The organism is Halalkalibaculum sp. DA3122 (genome assembly GCF_043951865.1).
Taxonomy (GTDB): Bacteria; Bacteroidota; Rhodothermia; order Balneolales; family Balneolaceae; genus JAMQKA01.
The window spans coordinates 74,148-93,974 of record NZ_JBINJF010000014.1; the positions used below are offsets into that span (position 1 = coordinate 74,148).

Consider the following 19,827-nt stretch of genomic DNA (forward strand, 5'->3'; position numbering starts at 1 on the left):
TCGGAAAAACAAAATATCATAAATTTTCTTTCTTATTTATACTATATTCTTATCTCTTAATATATTAATAAAATACCCGGGGAGGGACCTTTGCAGAACCTGCTATTTGGTTGGGAGGTGGTTGTACCACCGACCTTATAGCCCTTTTAAACGGGAGTACAACTCCCTCAGAACGAGGAATTGAGGGGTTTTGCAAAGCCCTCGGGAAGTTTAGGAATAAGCTATACAGGAATATGAAATATGGTTAAGGTAGTAATCGCCGATGACCATCCCCTTATTCGAGAGGGAATAAAAAAAGTAGTCGACAGCAAAACCGATTTGACAGTGGTCGGTGAGGCGGAAGACGGGGATGAGCTGCTGGATATACTCGAAGAGAAAACCCCTAATATTTTAGTGTTGGATATAACGATGCCCGGCAAAAGTGGACTCGATCTGCTAAAGCATATCAATAAACTATATCCTCAACTTCCGGTCCTTATTTTGAGTATCCATTCGGAAGAGCGGTTTGCCATCCGGGCCTTAAAAGCAGGAGCGTACGGCTATTTGACCAAGACAAGTATTTCCGACGAGTTGATTAAGGCGATCCGAAAAATCACTACTGAAAAACGGAGATACATAACCCCGGAAGTAGCCGAGCAGCTTGCCTCACAAATAGATATTGGCAAGGACAATCTGATGCACGAGGAGTTGTCAGACCGGGAGTTCCAGGTTCTTTGCATGATTGCCAGGGGCATGAAGGTGACAGCTATCGCCGAGGAACTTTCACTGAGCCCTCAAACGATCCATACGTATCGGTCTCGCATCAAAGACAAGATGAACCTAAGCTCAAATGTGGAAATGACCAGGTACGCCATCGAACACAATTTGATCGAATAGAGCCGTGTAATAACGCCTTGCCATTTCTGCCCTGGTCTGGTATCCCATTCTAATACTCCTCGTTGGAACTGGATATAGCGACACTGTCCTCCTCTCTGTGCATGAGTCAATACGAAAAACCTTGGCACGCCAGGAGTCCGCTGGACTTTTTATAGCAATAATTGGTACAAGAAAATAGCAAAACGTACTACAGGGAATCTATTTACAAATTTCTAATATTTTTATGGCAGAAGTTTTGAATAGATGACAAGAGAGAAAAGGCAAAACTCGGGATTACCCGAATAACCGAGAATGCGGGGAGTATCAGGCCCCGCATTCCTTCTTGTTAACTTTTCACTACCTCAACTAAAAAATGGTCCGAAATCTCGTCACGAAGTACGATTCTTTAATGAAGGTGTACATAGAAAATGAAAAAAAAACGAGAATAGAACCCTCCGCTTCGATTGGGAGAGGACTTTGAAATACTTCCACATCATCCCCACTTGCAAACACAGGGGGGGCAGGGAGATCAAAACAGCAGTATTTCAAAGCACGGATTATTCACCAGGAAGTGGCGGCCCGGCTGTTCCGTTATTACCGTTCACAGCCAGTATAATCCTGTGGCAGTTCCCCCTTTCGGAGGCCATACCTGTTGACGGGGTGGAGAGTGAGCTTCTCGGTCATGAAAAGGAGCCTTTGCCGGTGCCCACCACTTAAAGACCGGTCGTTTTAACTGGATACTGGGAGGATACCGGTGTTGGAATGAAGAACCACAAAATGAATGTGGGTAACCTCTGCTTGAATCATCTTTTTTAAATTTTGCTTGTTCACGGTTTAAGAATGGCACAGTATGAAGCTATATATTAAGTATATGGTAAGCCTGCGTTGCAAAATGGTGGTCAAGGAGGAATTAAAAAAGCTTGGCATTGACTGCGTATCGGTTGACCTTGGCGTGGTCGAGATTCAGGATGACATTACCGATGAGCAGCTGGAAACATTTGCGGAGAACCTGAAAAAAGCCGGCCTGGAACTGCTTGACGATAAAAAGAATATCCTGGTTGAAAAAATAAAAAGCGTGATCGTGGAAATGATCCACTACGAGGATGAAGTTCCGAAAGTAAATGATTCCGATTATATCAGCGAAAAGCTGGGCTACGATTACACTTATCTCTCCAACACCTTCTCAGAGGTAAAGGGGACCACCATACAGCAGTATATTATTATGCACAAAATTGAACGGGCAAAAGAGCTGCTGTTGTATGATGAGCTGACCCTGACCGAAATAGCCTATAAACTGCACTACAGCAGCGTGGCCCACCTGTCCAACCAGTTTAAAAAGGTTACCGGCCTCACGCCCACCTATTTCAAAGAGCTGAAAGAGAAACGGGAAAAGAATCTCGAAGACCTGTGATATAGGAAACGCTTTGAGCGGAGGGGAATGGGGGATTAAGGATGTAAAATCGCGAATAACGAATTTCGAACGACGGAGAGGAGTTCGTATTAACAAGTTATAACACCAAACTGGAAGAATTTCTCTCTGGCGAGGGACGGGTTACAAAAAATACCATCCCGTTTTTACCGCCTTGGTTTTTTGGTTCTTTCTGGATAAAGATCAAGCCTAAAGGGACATCTCGGTTATGGCCCCTTTTAGCCTAGCACGTTGCTGGTACATCGTGAGGTAGCATCTGTTGAGGATGCCCTAAATACCCCGGGAATAACAGGTTTTGCAAAGATCTCTTTTCGTAAGGTTACTTTACTCCATTACCCGAGGGTTTAGTTTCCTTATGCAAAGATAACGATGACAGCAATTTGCCAAAGTTATCGACCGGTATGGGTAACGAGACGAAGAACTGTGTTCCGTTATTTTCTCCAGCCTGTACAGAGATGGTTCCTCCTGCCTGGGCGACCGCCTGCTTGACATGTTCAAGGCCTACCCCAAAACTCTGCTCTCCATTGGTGCCGGCCGATCTTGCAACCGCATCACCATTATTAAACGCTGCGATCTGATCGGCGGTCATACCTTGTCCATTATCCACAACGGTGATATGCAGGATATTGTTATTGTTATCGCTGTCCCGGGTTATCGTAACGTCAATAGCACCGTTTTGTGGAGTAAATTTTATCGCATTAGAAAGAAGGTTGCTGGTGATCTGCAGCAGTTTAAGAGCAAAAGATTGAGACACTTTGAGCCCGGTGTTTACGTGGCTGTCAAACGCCAGAGAGATCCCCTTTGCTTTCGACGGAGGATCGAACAGGTGTTGTAACTGTTCAACAATAATACCGAATCGCTTTTTTCCCTGCTCTTCTTGTACGTAGTCATCGATGATCGAAGCTTCTAAAACTCCATCGATAATATTGAGGATTGTTTCGGCAGATTCTTTTATCATCGTAAGTTCCCGGGCAGGGAATTCAATGTAATCTTTCTTTTCGATCAACAGGTCGGAGATCCCCATAATACCGCTGATAGGGGTGCGCACATCATGGTTGAGTTTATGAAGGCTATCACTCAGCACCTCTAATTTCGAAACCATCTCTCTGTATCTGTTTTCATATTCAATGAGGTTCACGGCTAACCGGGCAAGGTGTCGGAGCTGTTTCTTCTGGTTGGTTGAAACAGATTTTGGTTTGGTATCCAGCACGTAGATACAGCCGATATCCCTGCCGTTTTTAGCAGTGAGGTTAGCGCTGCAGAAATATTGAAAAAAGGGAGGGTTCTTCACGTAAGCGTGATCTTTATAGCGCCTGTTATTAGCGAGATCCTCCACTTCATAAACGGTTCCGTTTTGCCTTATTGCATTGTAGTTGATGATATCTTTATAGACGGCTTTATCTATATTGTGTGCTACCGTGCGCTGGTAATGAGCATCCATGATGTGGATTTCACAAACCGGTGCATCCATGATGTGCTGAGCCAACGTTACGTATGGCTGTAGGTTCAGGTACTGTTTATTCCCTTCGATAGCACGAGAGACAGATTGTTGGGGTCGGGCCGGCTCTTTATCATTCATTACATCATGCAATTTGTTTGGCGATTATAATATCCGGAAATTATTTTGAAGCTTTATCCATATGTATATTTCAGATCAACAGTAAGGGTAAGCGAGCGTATCTGTTTTTTTGAGGGTTTTGCATGGCCCTCGGTGTAAAAGTCGAACCTCAGGCTAAAACAGAGGTTCGACCTAAAGGGGATACTTAAAGGTTAAGCCTGCTTCTTTTCAGCTTTCTTTTCCGGCTGATTCGAATCGTTGTCTTTGTTCCCCCTGGGATTGGATTTTTTGGGAGAGGAAGATTTTTTCTTTCGGTCTTTATTATGTTTATCCATGTTCAAGTCCATTTGTTAGCATTATCTGATTCAGTTTTAATGTACCCTGTCGGTGATAATTTATAGTTACAAAAACCCATAAAAAGGTTACAGATATCTCACATGCGAGCTAATTTGTTGGGAGGTGGTTGTACCACCGACCTTACATGCTCGTTAGCGGGAGTACAACTCACTCCAAACGATAATCCCAAAGCGCTCTGAAGATCTCTCACATGTGAGCTTCAGAATAGGTGAAACCAGGATCTCCGAATTTTTTTAGCGTACGGTAATGTGACGCCACGGCTTCGAGGAAGGTGTCATGCTGATTGTAGGGAATGCCAAATTCATTGGCCGTTTTCTCCACAATATGGCTGATGGCCGGATAGTGCACGCTGCATATTCCCGGGAACAGGTGATGCTCTATCTGAAAATTCAATCCGCCGACAAACCAGCACAACGCCTTGTTGTCCCGCGCAAAATTATTGGTAGTCACCATCTCGTGTATCATCCAGTGCTCGTCAATCATGTTCTCTTCATCGGGCACCGGGTGGTCGGTCCCCTCCACCACGTGGGCAAGCTGAAAGATGATACCCAGTATCAGGCCGGCCGTAAGGTGGAGGGTGGAAAATCCGATCAACAGGTGCACCCAGGTAATATCGAGCAGCAGCATCGGCAACACCAGCATGTAGCTGTAATAGATGCCCTTGGTCACAAACAGGATGATCCATTCGCCAACAGGGTGACTTTTGTTCTTGTATGGCCCGATATTTGTTTTCAGAAAATGCTTGTAATCTTTTACGAAGACCCAGAAAAAGGTGGCCAGGCTGTAGGCAAGGAAGGCAAGAATATGTTGCACGCGGTGGATAGGTTTCCACTCCGCATGAGGGGAAAGCCGTATAAACCCGGCCACCTCCAGGTCTTCGTCGTGCTCGTGAATATTAGTATAGGTATGATGGATGATATTGTGAGTGATCTTCCAGATGTACCCGTTCGCTCCCATCAGGTCAAAGGTGTATCCCAGGGCGCGGTTGACATACTTGTTGGAAGAGTAGGCCCCGTGCAGGGCGTCGTGCGATACCGAGAAGCCGATTCCGGCCATCCCGACGCCCATCACAAATGTTAAAAACCACATCACTGCAAGGGAAAGCTGTCCTGATATAATCAACGCATACGAGCCGAAGTACAGGGTCAGCAACACGATGGTTTTCAGGACCATCTGCAGGTTGGCATGTTTTGAGAGGTCATGCTCTTCAAAATATTGATCGACCCGCTGTTTTACAGTGTTACTGAATTCCCGGCTGGTGCTGTTGTTGAATGTTACTTTTTCGACGGCAGACATCTTGTTTGGTCCTTTAATGCGATATCGCATTAAAGATGCCAAAAAATTGCCTGTAGGCTATTACATACGTTTTGGTTTTTGTTGCAGATTTTACACTCTTGGAAGAATACTGTATGGGTTGCGGCATATGCGATTTGCTTGTAGACCACTCATTTTTCTTAAAGGTATTTTTTGAAAATATCTGCTTTTTATGGCCCTGTATCTGTCTGACCAGACATTTCATGACTTCATTCGTTTGCCGGAAATGACAGTATCTCGAAAAAGTTAACGACCGTTACAACACACAAAGTTGGAAAAGGAGTAAAATCGGGACAAGTTGTTAGTCTGCCCCTCTCATTCTGATTTCTAACAAGGATATGATTAAAAATGATAGTATATTGATAAGAACATGTGTCTGAGAGTTGTATCGGGATTCCACACAGTTAATACCAGCACCTGCCGAAACGAGTATCATCGGGTAAAATAGTATTAAATATTAGAGGGAGAGAAGAGCTAACCTGAAATAATTTCCCGTTTAGATACCAAAGAAAAATAACCCAGAGCCTGAAGAAATTTAGTACAGGGAGAATTGTAAAATAACGATTAAAGAAACAGATCTATGATTAAAGAATTTCTTAACAAAATAAGTTCTAAAGATAATAAGAGTAAAACGGCGTCTGAGAAGATGCTTGAGCGCCGGAAAGCAGTTGTAGCAAATGGCGTCGGTGTCTTCAATACGGCGACGGTAACTTCAGCCAAGGGCGCCACCATTACCGATGCGGATGGAAAAGAACTGATCGATTTTGCGGGGGGGATCGGGGTGGTAAATGCAGGCCATTGCCCGGAACCTGTGGTCAAAGCGATCCAGGAACAGGCAGCAAAGTATATCCACACAAGTTTTAATGTGGTTACCTACGAACCCTACATGGAACTGTGTGAAAAACTGATCGGGATACTGCCTCATGGATCTGCAACCAAGGCGATGCTGGTAAGCACAGGCGCGGAAGCGGTGGAAAATGCCATCAAAATAGCGCGACAGGCTACCAAACGACAAGCCGTTTTGTGCTTTACAGGGGCTTTTCACGGGCGAACGATGATGGCGATGACCCTGACGAGTAAAATCGACTATAAACTGAATTGTGGTCCTTTTGCGCCTGAAGTGTATCGCCTGCCCTATCCCAATTATTACCGGTACAGCCGCGGCGAGGATAGGGAGGCATTTGTGGACCTGGAACTAAAACGCCTGCGTGAAAGTGCTCGCAATGTCGTGGATCCTAGGAATATTGCGGCCGTTATCATCGAACTTGTTCAGGGAGAAGGTGGAATCAACGTAGCCCCGCAAAAATATGTGGAAGGATTACGCAAATTTTGTGATGAACACGGCATCATGCTCATTTTTGATGAGGTGCAAAGCGGGTTCGGGCGAACCGGCAAATGGGCCAGCTGGCAACAGTATGGCGTCACGCCCGATATCTCGACCTATGCCAAATCGCTGGGATCGGGTATGCCGATAGCGGCGGTACTGGGCAAAACGGAAGTGATGGACGCTGCGGCACCCGGTACCATCGGCGGCACGTATATCGGGAACCCGGTTTGCTGCGCTGCAGCCCTGGCGACGATCGAATACATGAAAGAGATTGACCTGAATAAGCGGGGAGTTGAAGTCGGTAACATCACACGAGGTCGATTGGAAAAGCTCCAGACCCAATGCCCCCAGATAGGCGACGTGCGTGGAATGGGGGCGATGATGGCCCTTGAATTTGTGAAAGACGGCGATCCGCGCCAACCCGACGGGGAGCTTTGTTCCCGCATAGTGAAGGGGTGTGCCGAACGCGGACTGGTACTGTTGAGTGCCGGTACCTTCAAAAATATTATCCGGATCCTGTCGCCGCTTGTCATACCCGATGAACAGCTTAACCAGGGACTCGATATTCTGGAAGAGGAAGTACTCACAGCCTGCGGGGTAGAAGCATGAAACCATTTGCCATAGCCGGTGTTCAGATGAAGGTTTCCGCGACCCACTCCAACGTGGAGATGATGAAAGTGAAGCTGGATATTCTCATGAATCTTTATCCCTGGGTAGAGATGGTTGTGTTCAGTGAACTGTGCGGTTTTGGTCCGCTGACCCATACGGCGCAGGAAATACCCGGACCATTTGATTTGGAAATGCAGAAGATGGCCAAGAAACATGGTATCTGGCTGCTTCCGGGTTCTATCTTCGAAAAAAGAGGAGATGAAATTTACAATACCGCCATGGTGTACAACCCGGAAGGTGAAGTTGTAGCCCGCTATAGTAAGATGTTCCCATTCTATCCCTATGAGGGCGGGGTTACCCCGGGCAAGGAGTTTTGCGTGTTTGAGGTACCTGAAGTAGGGAAGTTCGGGGTATCCATCTGTTATGATATGTGGTTCCCGGAAACAACCCGCACACTGGCGGTCATGGGAGCTGAAGTAATTCTGCATCCTACACTTACGGGGACGATCGACAGGGACATTGAACTCGCTATCGCAAGGGCTTCGGCTGCAACCAACCAGTGCTATTTCATTGATATCAACGGGCTGGATTCCGGGGGCAGTGGTCGTTCCATCATCTGCGGACCTGACGGCAGAGTTATCTATCAGGCCAGTACGATAGAAGAACTTATACCACTTGAAATAAATATGGAAAAGGTTAAACGGAGCCGTGAACTGGGCGTGTTGCGCCTGGGGCAGCCACTTAAGAGTTTTCGTGATCACATCGGTGATTTTACGATCTACCAAAATGGGGCCAAACATTCCTATCTGGACTCCCTCGGTCCAATTGCGAAACCAGCCAGAGTGAGTGAATTGAGAGACCTGAAGATGCAGGAAAAAAATCTGAACAGTACGGAGGACAATATCGAATATAAACGGAATACCGACTCAAACTTATAAATAGAAACGAGCCCCTGGTTACTAAATATCAGGCTGTGATAGAAATAGTAAGAGAGAAGGCCGTTGACTACATAGTGCTTAGTGTCAGAACAGGCGTGTTTAAAATTATCATCTATGACTAAAAATATTTCTGAAGTGAGGCTGTCCAAAAAGACTCGACAGATAGTTGCACTCATTAATAATTTAGGTTTGTGGAAAAAATGGAAGATTAATCCTCCTGTCCTTCTTCTCCAAGGAGGAACTCAATGATGAAAAAACAGCTCTTCATATATGCAATGAGCGACCATAAAGTCCCTTTTGGAGAAGAGGGATTTAGGGAGATTGACCACGCCTTAATTATTTAGGTAGCGTTCACCCTTATTGGACTTTTTGGACAGCCTCGGCAGGGGGGATGACCTGACAAAATCAGTTGAAAATTTACCGGCTCGTAAATGGGCTGTTTTTTATCACCAGGCAGTAGTTCCAAAAGCGGTATTCCTTAAAAATTTAAAGAGAAGAGAATGACAAACGACCAAAAAAGCACGGCACATTTCAATGTTGCACAATTACGAGTGGATTTGTGGAATCGACTGCGATCGGAAGTACAATCTATCGTTTCTGATACCTGGGAATCCGCGAAAAATACAAATCATAAAAAAGAAGCGCTTGAGCTACTAAAAAACCTGGCAGCTGTTGAACAGTACTACTCATTTCCCGGAAGTAAAAAGGTAAAAAAACTTCAGAAATCACTGGAAAGAGAAGAGTATGTTGCCGTTTCTAGGTCTGTTGCTGAATTTGTTCGCCAGCTGGTAAGCGACTCGTATCGGAGCAATCCTCAATTCATGAAGTATAAAGAGGAAGAAAACCAGGAAGATGAGGGGACAGAACAGGCTCCCCGGGGGGCGCGGAAAAATTATTTTGAAGTCCTGTTTGTAGACAATCTCTCAAAAAATGAAGAAGAGGCCCTGCGGAGAAAAATAGGTGAACTCAGGGAAAAAGATGAGCACCTGGTATATGACATTACCGTTCAGCGTTCGTTTCAGGATGCCCTCATTGCACTGCTGATCAACTTTAACATACAGTCGGTGGTCATTCGCTACGCTCCGCCTTTTAAATCGGGAGAGATCAACGAACTGCTAAGACCGTTTCTCGAGAAGGTCATTGAATTGGATTACTCCGAACGATCGGAAGAGGAACTTGGCCCCATACTTGGTAAAATCATCAAACAGTTCCGCCCGGAACTGGATGTGTATTATGTAACCGACACCGCGCTACAGAACCTGAAAGATTCCACGCTGAAAAATTTCCGGAGAATCTTTTACCGGAAAGATGATATCCAGGAACTGCATCTTGCCATACTCCGGGGAATCCGCGAGCGATACAAAACCCCGTTTTACACGGCCCTGAAAGAGTACAGCAAAAAGCCGGTCGGCGTGTTTCACGCCATGCCGATCTCCCGGGGAAATTCGGTCTTCAAATCGCGCTGGATACGGGACTTCGGTGAATTTTACGGGCGCAATATCTGCTTGGCCGAAACCTCCTCGACATCCGGCGGTCTAGACTCCCTGCTTCAGCCCACCGGTACCCTGAAAGAGGCGCAGGAGATGGCTTCTAGGGCGTACGGTTCCAGGGAAACATTTTTTGTAACCAACGGCACATCAACCTCCAACAAGATTGTTCAGCAGGCCCTGGTGGAACCCGGGGACCTGGTGCTTATTGACAGGGACTGCCACAAATCACATCACTACGGGCTGGTGCTGGCGGGAGCCCTCCCGGTTTACCTGGATTCCTACCCGATAGAAAAATACAGCATGTATGGCGCCGTTCCGCTCCACGAAATTAAGAAAACGCTTCTGGAACTGAAGTCGGCCGGCCGGCTGGATAACGTAAAAATGCTGTTGTTGACCAACTGCACCTTCGACGGGCTGGTCTATAACGTGGAAAAAGTGATGGAGGAGGTGCTGGCCATCAAACCGGACGTGATATTTTTGTGGGATGAGGCCTGGTTTGCATTTGCAGGTTTTACCTATACCTATAAGCAGCGAACGGGTATGTTTGTAGCAAACAAGCTGTATAACAAATACCGGTCAGATTCTTACAGGGACAGGTACAAAAATCATATCGAGTCGCTTTCCGGGGATGAAGTACCGTCCATGCCCGATCCAGGAAAAGTGAAAATTCGCGTGTATGCCACGCAAAGTACCCATAAAACGCTGACCAGTTTCAGGCAGGGATCCATGATCCACGTATGGGACGAAGATTTCAGGAGGCTGGTCTCCGACAGCTTCCAGGAGGCCTATATGACCCATACCTCCACCTCTCCCAACTATCAGATTCTGGCCTCGCTGGATGCGGGACGCCGGCAGGTGCAGTTCGAAGGGTACGAGCTGGTTGAGAAAAGTGTGGAGCTGGCGATGTCTGTCCGCGCCAAAATTCATGACCATCCTGTACTGAAAAAATACTTCCGGGTGCTCACGGTCCGCGATTTTATCCCCGACGAGTTTCGCCCCTCGGGACTGGATGAATACTACACAGACCAGGGAGGCTGGAACCGGATGGAGGACGCGTGGGAGCACGATGAATTTGTTCTGGATCCCACGAAAATTACGCTCGCCGTGGGGCTGTCGGGCATTGATGGAGATACTTTTAAAAACAAGTATCTGATGGACCAGTACAACATCCAGATCAACAAAACATCCCGTAACTCCATCCTTTTTATGACCAGCATAGGCACTACCCGGGGCAGTGTTGCCTACCTGATCAACACCCTGCTGCATATTGCCGGTAACCTGGATGAGGAGCTTCCGGCACTGAACAAGAAAGAAAAAGATATCGTAGAGCAGCGAATAACCTCGCTGATGGAAGATGTGCCGCCCCTTCCCGATTTCAGCCATTTTCATTCCAGCTTTCAAGCCGTTAAGGGTGTGCCCGGCGGTGATATCAGAAAAGCTTATTTTTTGGCCTACCGGCAGGAAAACTGTGAGTATATCGCTCTTGATGAATGCCTGGATATCCTGGAAAATGGCCGCGAACTGGTATCTACAACCTTTGTCATTCCCTATCCCCCCGGATTTCCCGTGTTGGTGCCCGGACAGGTGATCAGCAGGGAAATTATCCGGTTTCTGCTTGTGCTGGATGTGAAAGAGATACACGGGTACCGGCCCGAACTGGGAGTCAAAGTATTTAAAGAAAAGGTGCTGGGAACAACCGAAACCATTTCAGCCCCGACTGAAGTGAAGACACAGGAAGATTAAGGACACCAAAAAACTATCTTTACTAGTTATATCATGCATTAATTTCATTACATGGATTTCAATCTGCCTAAATCCCTCTTCGCCAAGAGGGACTTTTTGATAGACTGCTCGTACTAGCAAATCGCTGCTGAACAACGAGTTCCTCCTTGGAGAAGGAGGACAGGAGGATTGACCCTGTACTCCATAGAAATAAACAAATTACTTTCAATTTAATCACAATATAACCATGGCTAATACGACTAAAGAAGTAAAAACACTGAAGGGCTTATCCGACATCCGGCGATTTTTTCACCGCAATGAAACGCCGATCTATTTTATAAGCGCAACCAATTTCAACTTGTTGGGGGCAGACGAATGGATAAAGAGTTTTAAATTTATCTGTCACATCAACTGCTTTGACGGGTTGCATCCCAATGTATTTTCACCAAAAGAGGAGATGCCGCACGAGGAATTTGAAAGCATCGAAGATATCAACAACTATCTGCTTGAGCACCCTGAGGTGACCGATTACTTAAAATCCCGTAAAAGGAACGGAGAGACGGGCAAGGCGATGTTCCTGATGTTTGATGAAGAAACGGAAAAACTGGCCAAAAAACGAGGCCTGGAAGTCTGTTTCCCATCAGCCAAAATGCGTACCTCTATGGATAACAAGGTGAACACCAACCGCATTGCAGAGAAAGCGGGTGTAGCGTGTGTGCCGTATGTGCTTTCAAAAGTCAAAGATTATGACCATTTGCGGCAGGTCTCCAAAAAGCTGGGTGAGGACTTGGTTATCCAGACGCCCTTCGGAGATTCCGGGCACACCACCTTCTTTATTTCCGACAGCGAGGGTTTTGAAAAACACCGGGAAGAGATCGTCAAGGAGAATGAAGTAAAAATCATGAAGCGGATCAATTGCCGGGGCTCGGCTATTGAGGCCTGCGTCACGCGCCACGGAACGATCGTCGCCCCGCTGATGACCGAAATGGTCGGTTTCCCGGAACTGACGCCCTATAAAGGCGGCTGGTGTGGGAATGAAATATACGCCGATGCTTTTACCCCTTCCATTCGTGAGAAAGCGCGCCAATATACACAGTTACTCGGCGACCAGCTCAGAGAAGAGGGGTACAAGGGATACTTTGAGCTGGATTTCCTGATCGACCAGGACAATGGCGAAGTCTATCTCGGAGAACTTAATCCCCGGGTTACCGGGGCCAGTTCCATCACCAATCACGCCGTATTTGCCCTGGCTGATGCACCGCTGTTTATGTTTCATCTGCTTGAGTGGATGGATGTACCCTACGAGTTGAGTATCGAAGCGATTAACGACCGGTGGTCCCAGCCTGAAAATATTGACAGCTGGAGTCAGCTTGTCATCAAGCACACCAAAGATAGTATCGAATATATTAAAGAGGCTCCCTCTTCGGGAATCTGGAAGCAACAAAAAGACGGAACCATCACATTCGACCGGATGGATTCACACAGGCGCGCCGTCGAGTCAGAGAACGAGGCGTTCTTTTTACGCATCGCCGAGAAGGGAAAGTATCTCTACGAAGGAGCTGATATGGGAATCCTGGTAATGAGAGGTCGGTTGATGACGGATGATTTTACATTGACGGAACGCGCCAAAAAATGGATCAAAGCGATTCACGAGCGTTACATCACGGAGATACCGGATGATACTGAGGAGCTAGACGAAAAGATGTCTGATCTTACCGGGTTTAAGCTGGTGTAACAGGTTTACCGGATAAATCCTGGACCGGCATTACAGCCAATAATCTTGGAGTGGGTGTTCATTTTTTCGGTGAGGAAAAAACGAACCAAAAAACTCACCATAAAATCCCAGATAGTTACGTCTGCAGCCACTTAGCCGGGGCACTGCTTTTTCTCGTTAGCTACTGTTAAAACTATTTGAAGCAGGGATTTTCTGGACTTGAAGGCTGCCACATATATCGGGCCGGCCTATGGATTTCTGAGCCGATCCGGGCAAACGCAGCGAAGGCGTTAAGAAAGAAACCCTGCGGAGGATTGCGGGAAAGATCAGAAGCGCGGAAAATCTCTTTTTGTGGGGAGATACTTTTAACGTAAATATCTGAGTTTCTTTTAGCCGCAGCGAAGTGCAGCCAGGTGAAGAAATCCCCTGCCGGTGATTTTTTGGGTTCGTTTTTGTTCATACAAAAAGGAACATTTAGTAACGGGAAAAGGGCTAGAATGACTTTTTGAGGAAGGAAGCCCCAATAAATTTTCAAATTTCAAAACAGGCACAACATGAAAGAAAACAAACAGAACACGTTCAAAAGCATAAATCCCTACAACGGTGAGGAAATCGCCAGCTATACCGAACACACCGAAAAAGAGGTAAACAGTATCCTGGAAAAATCGCTGGAGGCTTTTGAATCATGGCGTAAAGTGCCGATCCGGGAAAGAAGCCAATTAATGCGAAAAGCCGCCGGCTTGCTCAGGAAAAATGTGGACCGATATGCCCGCACCATGACCCTTGAAATGGGAAAGCCGATTGGTGAGTCCAAAGCGGAAATAAACAAATGCGCATGGGTTTGTGAGTTTTATGCCGAAAATGCGGCCCGTTTCCTGGCGGACGAGATCATTGAAACCGAGGCGTCCGAGAGTTTTGTGAGTCATGACCCGATCGGTCCCGTGCTGGCTATTATGCCCTGGAATTTTCCATTCTGGCAGGTATTTCGTTTTACGGCTCCGGCCCTGATGGCCGGAAATACCGTCCTGTTAAAACATGCCTCCAACGTTTTCGGCTGTGCCACGCATATTGAAGAACTGCTGCGGGAGGCCGGTTTCGCGGAGGGCATTTTCCAAAATCTTTTTATCCACCATGACAGGACGGAACAGATCATGGCCAGCGACATCGTACGGGCGGTAACCCTGACGGGCAGCGAACGGGCAGGTCGGGTCGTGGGCAGCCTGGCGGGCAAGCACTTGAAAAAGTCGGTGCTGGAGCTGGGAGGCAACAATGCCTTCATCGTCTGGGAAGATGCCGATATGAAAGAGGCGGTGAAAACCGGGGTAACGGCCAGAATGCTGAACAGCGGCCAGAGCTGTATTGCCGCCAAGCGATTTATACTCGTCGGGAAAGCATATGACAAGTTTGTTCCGGATTTTTTAGGACAAGTCAAGTCTCTTAAGAAAGGAGATCCGATGGATGAATCTACGGAACTGGGACCACTGGCCCGGAAGGATCTGGCCGATCAGCTCTCTGAGCAGGTAAAAAAATCGCTTGCCCGGGGCGCCGAACTGTTGACCGGGGGCAGCCAGCAAGAAGCATTTTATGAACCGACGGTATTGACCAATGTACAGCCGGGCATGCCGGCTTTTGACGAGGAGACGTTCGGTCCGGTGGCTGCTATTATAAGGGCCAAAGACGAGGAAGAAGCATTCGAGCTGGCATCACAGTCCAGGTACGGCCTCGGAACTACTCTTTTTACAGAAGATATTGAACGGGCGCGGAAAAGCGTCAGCAACATTCCGGACGGGGCATTTTTTATAAATGAACTGGTAAAGTCAGATCCCCGCCTGCCGTTTGGCGGAACCAAAAATTCAGGATATGGTCGCGAGCTATCAAGAGAAGGAATCCTGGAATTTGTTAACAAAAAAACGGTGTATGTGAATAAGAATGGATGATTCAATTGTACGATCCATGTTGAGTCCTATCGTCAGGAAACAACTTGTAGAGGGCTTTGAAAAATCAGGAGTTTTAATCAAGATCAAAGCCTGAGCGGATTCGAAACCGCAGTTTATATCTCGTAAATGAGGATTTCGAATCCGAGAAAATGATGATATTGGCCAAAACAACGGTTTTGCAAAGCCCTCTTGTAATCGGCGATATTGAGTGTTCTTTTTCGGGGAGGAAAAAACGAAAAAACTCACCATAAAATCCCTAGATATTGTTCTATTGACGACTCCAACCAGGCCCTTGCTTTTCCACACCAAGTGGTTTTACCGGATTCAGTTGCAGGGATTTTCTGGACTTGGGGTGCTCGCCGAAAAATGGGTTATCCCTCCGGCTTTTGATTTATGAGCCGCCCGGGCAAACGCAGCGCCGGCGTTAAGAAAGAACCCCTGTAGTGGATCTGGTGAAGCAGGAACTGTGAGAAAACTGTATGTTTCGGAAAGTCACCGAAAGAGAACATAGGGGATTTTTTAGTCGGATCGAAGTTTTGCCCGGGCAAAAAAAATCCCCAACCGATGATTTATGGATGTTTGCTTCTTCAGTCCCGACTGCTGTCGGCGCTTTGTTCATACAAAAAGGAAGACCTCTATCTTGGGGAAAGAGCTATTGAGACTTTTTGACCAAGCTCTAAGTAGCTTTGTACGACGGGCAACTAACACGTATTTCTCACTGTGAAATTGGTTCGTGTGCAAGGCGATGTGGAAATCGGGCTCAATATACGTTGTGCGAATGATTCGCCCCCTAAACGTGGAAGACGGGCTAACTTTCCCATAGACCTTCCTTCATTCAATGCTCACGTATATATGGATAGAGAAATCCAAAAATCTGTAAAATATGTAAGATTTTTTTTACAGGTGTGTAACGTACCCTCCCAAAAATTTCATGACCTTTGTTACGTAATACCGAACGAAAAAAAGGTGTAAGGATCGGCAATTAATGATCTGATCTTTCCACGCGGTAATCCTTCAAAGTAATCGTTATCAAATGAAAGAATCGTTCGAGCTTGAAAAGTCAAAAGCGATGATTATTGTCGAAATCATCGAATACGTCCCCGATTCGGTGGTGATTAAAACGATTATAAAGAAGGCGACGGGAAATATTAATGCCGTCTCTTTTGATACCGGAGAGAAACTGGAGGAGAAGACCTCCCCGTTCGATAAGTTTATACAGATTATTGACGGGAATGCGGAGGTTATAATCGATGGAAAATCAACACTCCTGGAAACCGGCGAATCGATCATTGTACCGGCCCACGCCCGCAATTCATTCAAGGCGAATGACCGGTTTAAAATGATATCCACGACAATCAAAAGCGGATATGAAGAGGTAAGCTGATGGATTTGGAGCTCAGATTAAAAAAACTGGAACAAACTCTTGCAAGGTTCAAGCAAACTGATCCTGATAGAGGTTCTAACATCATGTCGGATTACAATGACTTTATGGATGACTTCCACCAACTGGTGGTCAGGACCCAATCGGTAAGTCTCCTGTTGGAAAAAGCCAGGCACTATTATTTGAATGAGAAAGAGATGCTTGAAATGAATGTACTGTTTAACGCTTATTGCAAAATAAAAGCGAACAATTTATGTAATGAAGACTTGAGAACGGCAAACCTGCAGAATTACATTACCGGAAATAGCCTGACGTTGACAGGTCTTGAACAGCGCCTTATGGCACTCGGATGGAAAGGATAGTGCAATATCAGGTTTGGAAATTAAGATATGGAAGGAATAAGAGAGAGCGAAGGCAGTTTGCGAGGACTGTCTTCAACCAGGAAGGCAGGACTAGTGAGATCCTGCCTTCTTTTTTATATCACGGAAATGGTTTAAGTGCAATTAACGGAGTGTAAATAATATGGCACAGAACACAACCGAGAAACCGGTATGCCTGACTCGAAACAAGGATATGAAAGATTTGGTTACCAAAATTAGACAAGTCGCCCAAACAGGGTGCCCCGCTGTATTGATTACCGGGGAAAATGGTACGGGCAAGGAGGTGATGGCCCGCCTGTTTCATTATTACGGGCCACGCAGAGATAAACCGATGGTTACGATAAATTGTGGGGCTATACCTGCAGACCTGGCGGAGAGCACGTTTTTCGGCCATGAAAAGGGCGCGTTTACCGGCGCTCATGAGCGGAGAACGGGCTGTTTTGAGCAAGCCGATGGCGGAACCTTGTTCCTGGATGAAATCGGAGAGATGCCCAAATCTATGCAGGCCAAACTATTGCGGGTGGTTGAACTCGGTACATTTCGCAGGCTGGGAGGAAAAGAAGAGATTAAAGTGGATATTTCCCTGATTTCTGCCACCAACAAGATACTGTCTGAACAGGTTAAGTCGGGCGACTTCCGGGAAGACCTGTTCTACCGGCTTAATGTTATCGAGCTCAATGTGCCCCCGCTGCGCGAACGCAAGGAGGATATTCGACTGTTGACTCGGTATTATAAAGATCATTTTCTCAACCTTTACGGGAAAGAGCCCAGGGAATTTTCTGATGACAGCATAGAATCGCTGATGAAACATAGCTGGCCCGGGAATGTTCGTGAATTGAAAAACGCCGTCGAGCGGTGCGTGATATTGTCCGAAGGGGATATTATCGATCGTGAAAACCTTCCCATGCAGATATATAAAAATGGAAGCATTCATTCTGTGAATTACCATTCGTTGGCTGATAAAATTATTCAAATAAAATTTGGGTCCTCGTTGAAACAGGTTGAACAAGAAGTAATTAACCAAACGCTTGATTCCGTTGATAATAACAAGACCGAAGCAGCCAAAATATTGGGATTTACCAGGAAAACTCTTCGGAGCCACCTGGACAAACAAAATAATGAAGCGTAACTGTGGGTTTTATAGTTCTGCTATTTGAGCCTTGTAATAGAGGCCTAAGTATTTTTCACAGCTCTGGTAGGGCTCTTTTTGACGAAAGGTGTAAATGAATAAAACCGATAAAATAAATTGTTGATCATGGTATCTTCCCGGCGGTATGTGAAGTATATGGTGAGTTTGAGGTGCAAAATGATACTTAAGGAGGAGCTTGGCAAAGCGAGCCTCAGATACTCAATTTCCCCCCATGGCGCCGTAGAGTTTCTTGAAGAAACGACACAGACCCAACTTGAGGAGCTCAACAGGAATTTGCTGCAATCGGGCCTGGAGCTGCTTGACCAAAGTAACAGTATGCTTATCGATCGCATCATAAACACCGTCATCGAAGTGATCCATTATTCCGATGAATTGCCCAACCTCAGTTTTGAGGATATCATTGGTAAAAGCCTGGGATCGGAAAGGGAATCGTTACTAAAAATATTTTCGGATGTAAAGGGGATATCAATTATGCAGTTTATCCTGCTACAAAAAATTGAACGGGTTAAAGAGCTTCTGCTGTATGAGGACCTGTCCCTGGCGGAAATATCCCAAAAGCTTCGGTACAAAAACGAACACTACTTAATCGCTCAATTCAAAAAGTTCACCGGGCTGCATCCCACCTATTTTCAAAAACTAAAGAGAAAACGCACAAGTATTTCGCACCAAATATAAATCGATTGCTCATCGGGTGGATGATAGTTATAGGTAAAAAAACTTGAGTCTGTTGAGAGGTAATCCGCGAGGGTTTTTATAGCAAGCTATACTCTTCTAATCTATTCAAGCAGTTAGTCAAACCTAATTCGAAGAACATCCCATTCTCTACTTTTAACTGCACATAACGCGCCAACGGTATTGCAAAATCTTCTGGTTCATTGATGGTCATTGAGGTAAATGAGGATTTTGTAAAACCCTCATTTCCTCATTCTGAGGGAGTTCTATTCCCGTTTACAAGGTCAATAAGGTCGGTGGTATAACCACCTCCCAACCAAAAGCAGGTTCTGTAAAGGTCCCCCCCCCAAATAAGAATGTACGGGGGAGCTTTGGGCACGTCCCGCTTGCTTGGAGTGCCTGTCGTTCCTCAGGGCTAAAAATAGATAAAGGAGTAAAATACCTTTAATTCATATTGAGTCTAAACAGCCAGAACCGTAAAATCGAATAATCATATTCGATTATCGGTTTTAAAGGATTTAAATCATTCTTGAGCATTGAAGTTGATCTCTCAGGGCGCTCAATACGCCATTTCAGCAATTATTACGCTGGCTAAACAATCACCGGGTACAACGGTTTCAGCTGCCGCACTGGCAGAACCGCTGAACTGTCCGCCGGCCTATCTCTCGCAGGTGCTGTCCAAACTAAAGCCTGCAGGCATACTCAAATCCCGGCGCGGACTGAACGGTGGGGTGTATCTGGTCCGCGATCCCGAAGAGATACCGTTAATCGACGTGATAAAGGCGATTGACGGGATGGACTTTTTTGAGCACTGCTTCCTCGGTATCGAGGGGTGCGGTACCATTGAACCCTGCCCGTTTCACAATTTTTGGTCAGAAGAGCGAGACAAAATCCAGGACTGGCTTGCCAATACCACGTTTGCCGACTGCGAGCAGTCGATGTCGCAGGCGTGGTTCGACCTGAGGTTCCAGTTTAACAACGATTAAATAAAGAA

Annotated in this window: 16 protein-coding genes; 12 read left to right on the plus strand and 4 right to left on the minus strand. The window is 46.2% G+C overall.

The features are described from left to right. The first annotated feature begins 240 nt into the window (after nt 1-240). Nucleotides 241-876: a response regulator gene (locus tag ACG2F4_RS10955; protein ID WP_395260674.1), complete on the plus strand. Its 636-nt coding sequence runs from the start codon at nt 241-243 to the stop codon at nt 874-876. Between the two features lie 829 nt (nt 877-1,705). Next, nucleotides 1,706-2,266 carry a helix-turn-helix domain-containing protein gene (locus ACG2F4_RS10960; RefSeq protein ID WP_395260676.1) on the plus strand — a complete coding sequence of 187 codons (561 nt, stop codon included), beginning with the start codon at nt 1,706-1,708 and terminating at the stop codon, nt 2,264-2,266. A gap of 337 nt (nt 2,267-2,603) precedes the next feature. On the opposite strand, the gene ACG2F4_RS10965 is transcribed toward ACG2F4_RS10960, so the two are convergent. The 3 genes from ACG2F4_RS10965 to ACG2F4_RS10975 all read right to left on the minus strand — a co-directional run bounded on the left by ACG2F4_RS10965 (nt 2,604) and on the right by ACG2F4_RS10975 (nt 5,495). Continuing rightward, the gene (locus tag ACG2F4_RS10965; protein ID WP_395260678.1) at nt 2,604-3,863 is read right to left on the minus strand and encodes an ATP-binding protein; all 1,260 of its coding nucleotides are present in this window, start codon (nt 3,861-3,863) and stop codon (nt 2,604-2,606) included. 191 nt (nt 3,864-4,054) lie between these two features. Further along, the gene (locus ACG2F4_RS10970) at nt 4,055-4,177 is read right to left on the minus strand and encodes a hypothetical protein (protein ID WP_395260680.1); all 123 of its coding nucleotides are present in this window, start codon (nt 4,175-4,177) and stop codon (nt 4,055-4,057) included. Between the two features lie 208 nt (nt 4,178-4,385). Further along, complete coding sequence (locus ACG2F4_RS10975; protein ID WP_395260681.1) at nt 4,386-5,495, minus strand: fatty acid desaturase family protein; 1,110 nt, start codon at nt 5,493-5,495, stop codon at nt 4,386-4,388. Between the two features lie 598 nt (nt 5,496-6,093). Between ACG2F4_RS10975 and ACG2F4_RS10980 the strand changes: the two genes are divergently transcribed. The 4 genes from ACG2F4_RS10980 (at nt 6,094) to ACG2F4_RS10995 (ending at nt 13,334) form a co-directional block, all read left to right on the plus strand. Further along, nucleotides 6,094-7,449 (plus strand): aspartate aminotransferase family protein, encoded by a 1,356-nt coding sequence (locus ACG2F4_RS10980; RefSeq protein ID WP_395260683.1) that lies wholly within the window; start codon nt 6,094-6,096, stop codon nt 7,447-7,449. Further along, on the plus strand, nt 7,446-8,387 hold the full coding sequence (locus ACG2F4_RS10985; protein ID WP_395260685.1) for a carbon-nitrogen hydrolase family protein: 942 nt from the start codon (nt 7,446-7,448) through the stop codon (nt 8,385-8,387). The genes ACG2F4_RS10980 and ACG2F4_RS10985 overlap by 4 nt, the downstream gene beginning before the upstream one ends. 500 nt (nt 8,388-8,887) lie before the next feature. Then, nucleotides 8,888-11,620 carry an aminotransferase class I/II-fold pyridoxal phosphate-dependent enzyme gene (locus ACG2F4_RS10990; protein ID WP_395260687.1) on the plus strand — a complete coding sequence of 911 codons (2,733 nt, stop codon included), beginning with the start codon at nt 8,888-8,890 and terminating at the stop codon, nt 11,618-11,620. A 226-nt stretch (nt 11,621-11,846) separates the two neighbouring features. Next, nucleotides 11,847-13,334 carry a biotin carboxylase gene (locus tag ACG2F4_RS10995; RefSeq protein ID WP_395260689.1) on the plus strand — a complete coding sequence of 496 codons (1,488 nt, stop codon included), beginning with the start codon at nt 11,847-11,849 and terminating at the stop codon, nt 13,332-13,334. 172 nt (nt 13,335-13,506) lie between these two features. On the opposite strand, the gene ACG2F4_RS11000 is transcribed toward ACG2F4_RS10995, so the two are convergent. Then, nucleotides 13,507-13,773: a hypothetical protein gene (locus ACG2F4_RS11000; RefSeq protein WP_395260691.1), complete on the minus strand. Its 267-nt coding sequence runs from the start codon at nt 13,771-13,773 to the stop codon at nt 13,507-13,509. A gap of 94 nt (nt 13,774-13,867) precedes the next feature. On the opposite strand from ACG2F4_RS11000, the gene ACG2F4_RS11005 reads away from it, so the two are divergent. The 6 genes from ACG2F4_RS11005 (at nt 13,868) to ACG2F4_RS11030 (ending at nt 19,819) form a co-directional block, all read left to right on the plus strand. Continuing rightward, nucleotides 13,868-15,250 (plus strand): NAD-dependent succinate-semialdehyde dehydrogenase, encoded by a 1,383-nt coding sequence (locus ACG2F4_RS11005; protein ID WP_395260692.1) that lies wholly within the window; start codon nt 13,868-13,870, stop codon nt 15,248-15,250. Nucleotides 15,251-16,283: 1,033 nt separating this feature from the next. Further along, nucleotides 16,284-16,634 (plus strand): cupin domain-containing protein, encoded by a 351-nt coding sequence (locus ACG2F4_RS11010; protein WP_395260694.1) that lies wholly within the window; start codon nt 16,284-16,286, stop codon nt 16,632-16,634. After that, a complete protein-coding gene (locus tag ACG2F4_RS11015) occupies nt 16,634-16,993 on the plus strand; it encodes a hypothetical protein (RefSeq protein WP_395260695.1) in 360 nt (119 codons plus the stop codon). Before ACG2F4_RS11010 ends, ACG2F4_RS11015 begins: the two co-directional genes overlap by 1 nt. A 160-nt stretch (nt 16,994-17,153) precedes the next feature. Beyond that, nucleotides 17,154-18,140: a sigma-54 interaction domain-containing protein gene (locus ACG2F4_RS11020; protein WP_395260697.1), complete on the plus strand. Its 987-nt coding sequence runs from the start codon at nt 17,154-17,156 to the stop codon at nt 18,138-18,140. A gap of 177 nt (nt 18,141-18,317) precedes the next feature. Next, nucleotides 18,318-18,836 carry a helix-turn-helix domain-containing protein gene (locus tag ACG2F4_RS11025; RefSeq protein WP_395260698.1) on the plus strand — a complete coding sequence of 173 codons (519 nt, stop codon included), beginning with the start codon at nt 18,318-18,320 and terminating at the stop codon, nt 18,834-18,836. 533 nt (nt 18,837-19,369) lie between these two features. Next, complete coding sequence (locus ACG2F4_RS11030; protein ID WP_395260700.1) at nt 19,370-19,819, plus strand: RrF2 family transcriptional regulator; 450 nt, start codon at nt 19,370-19,372, stop codon at nt 19,817-19,819. The last annotated feature ends 8 nt before the right edge of the window (nt 19,820-19,827 follow it).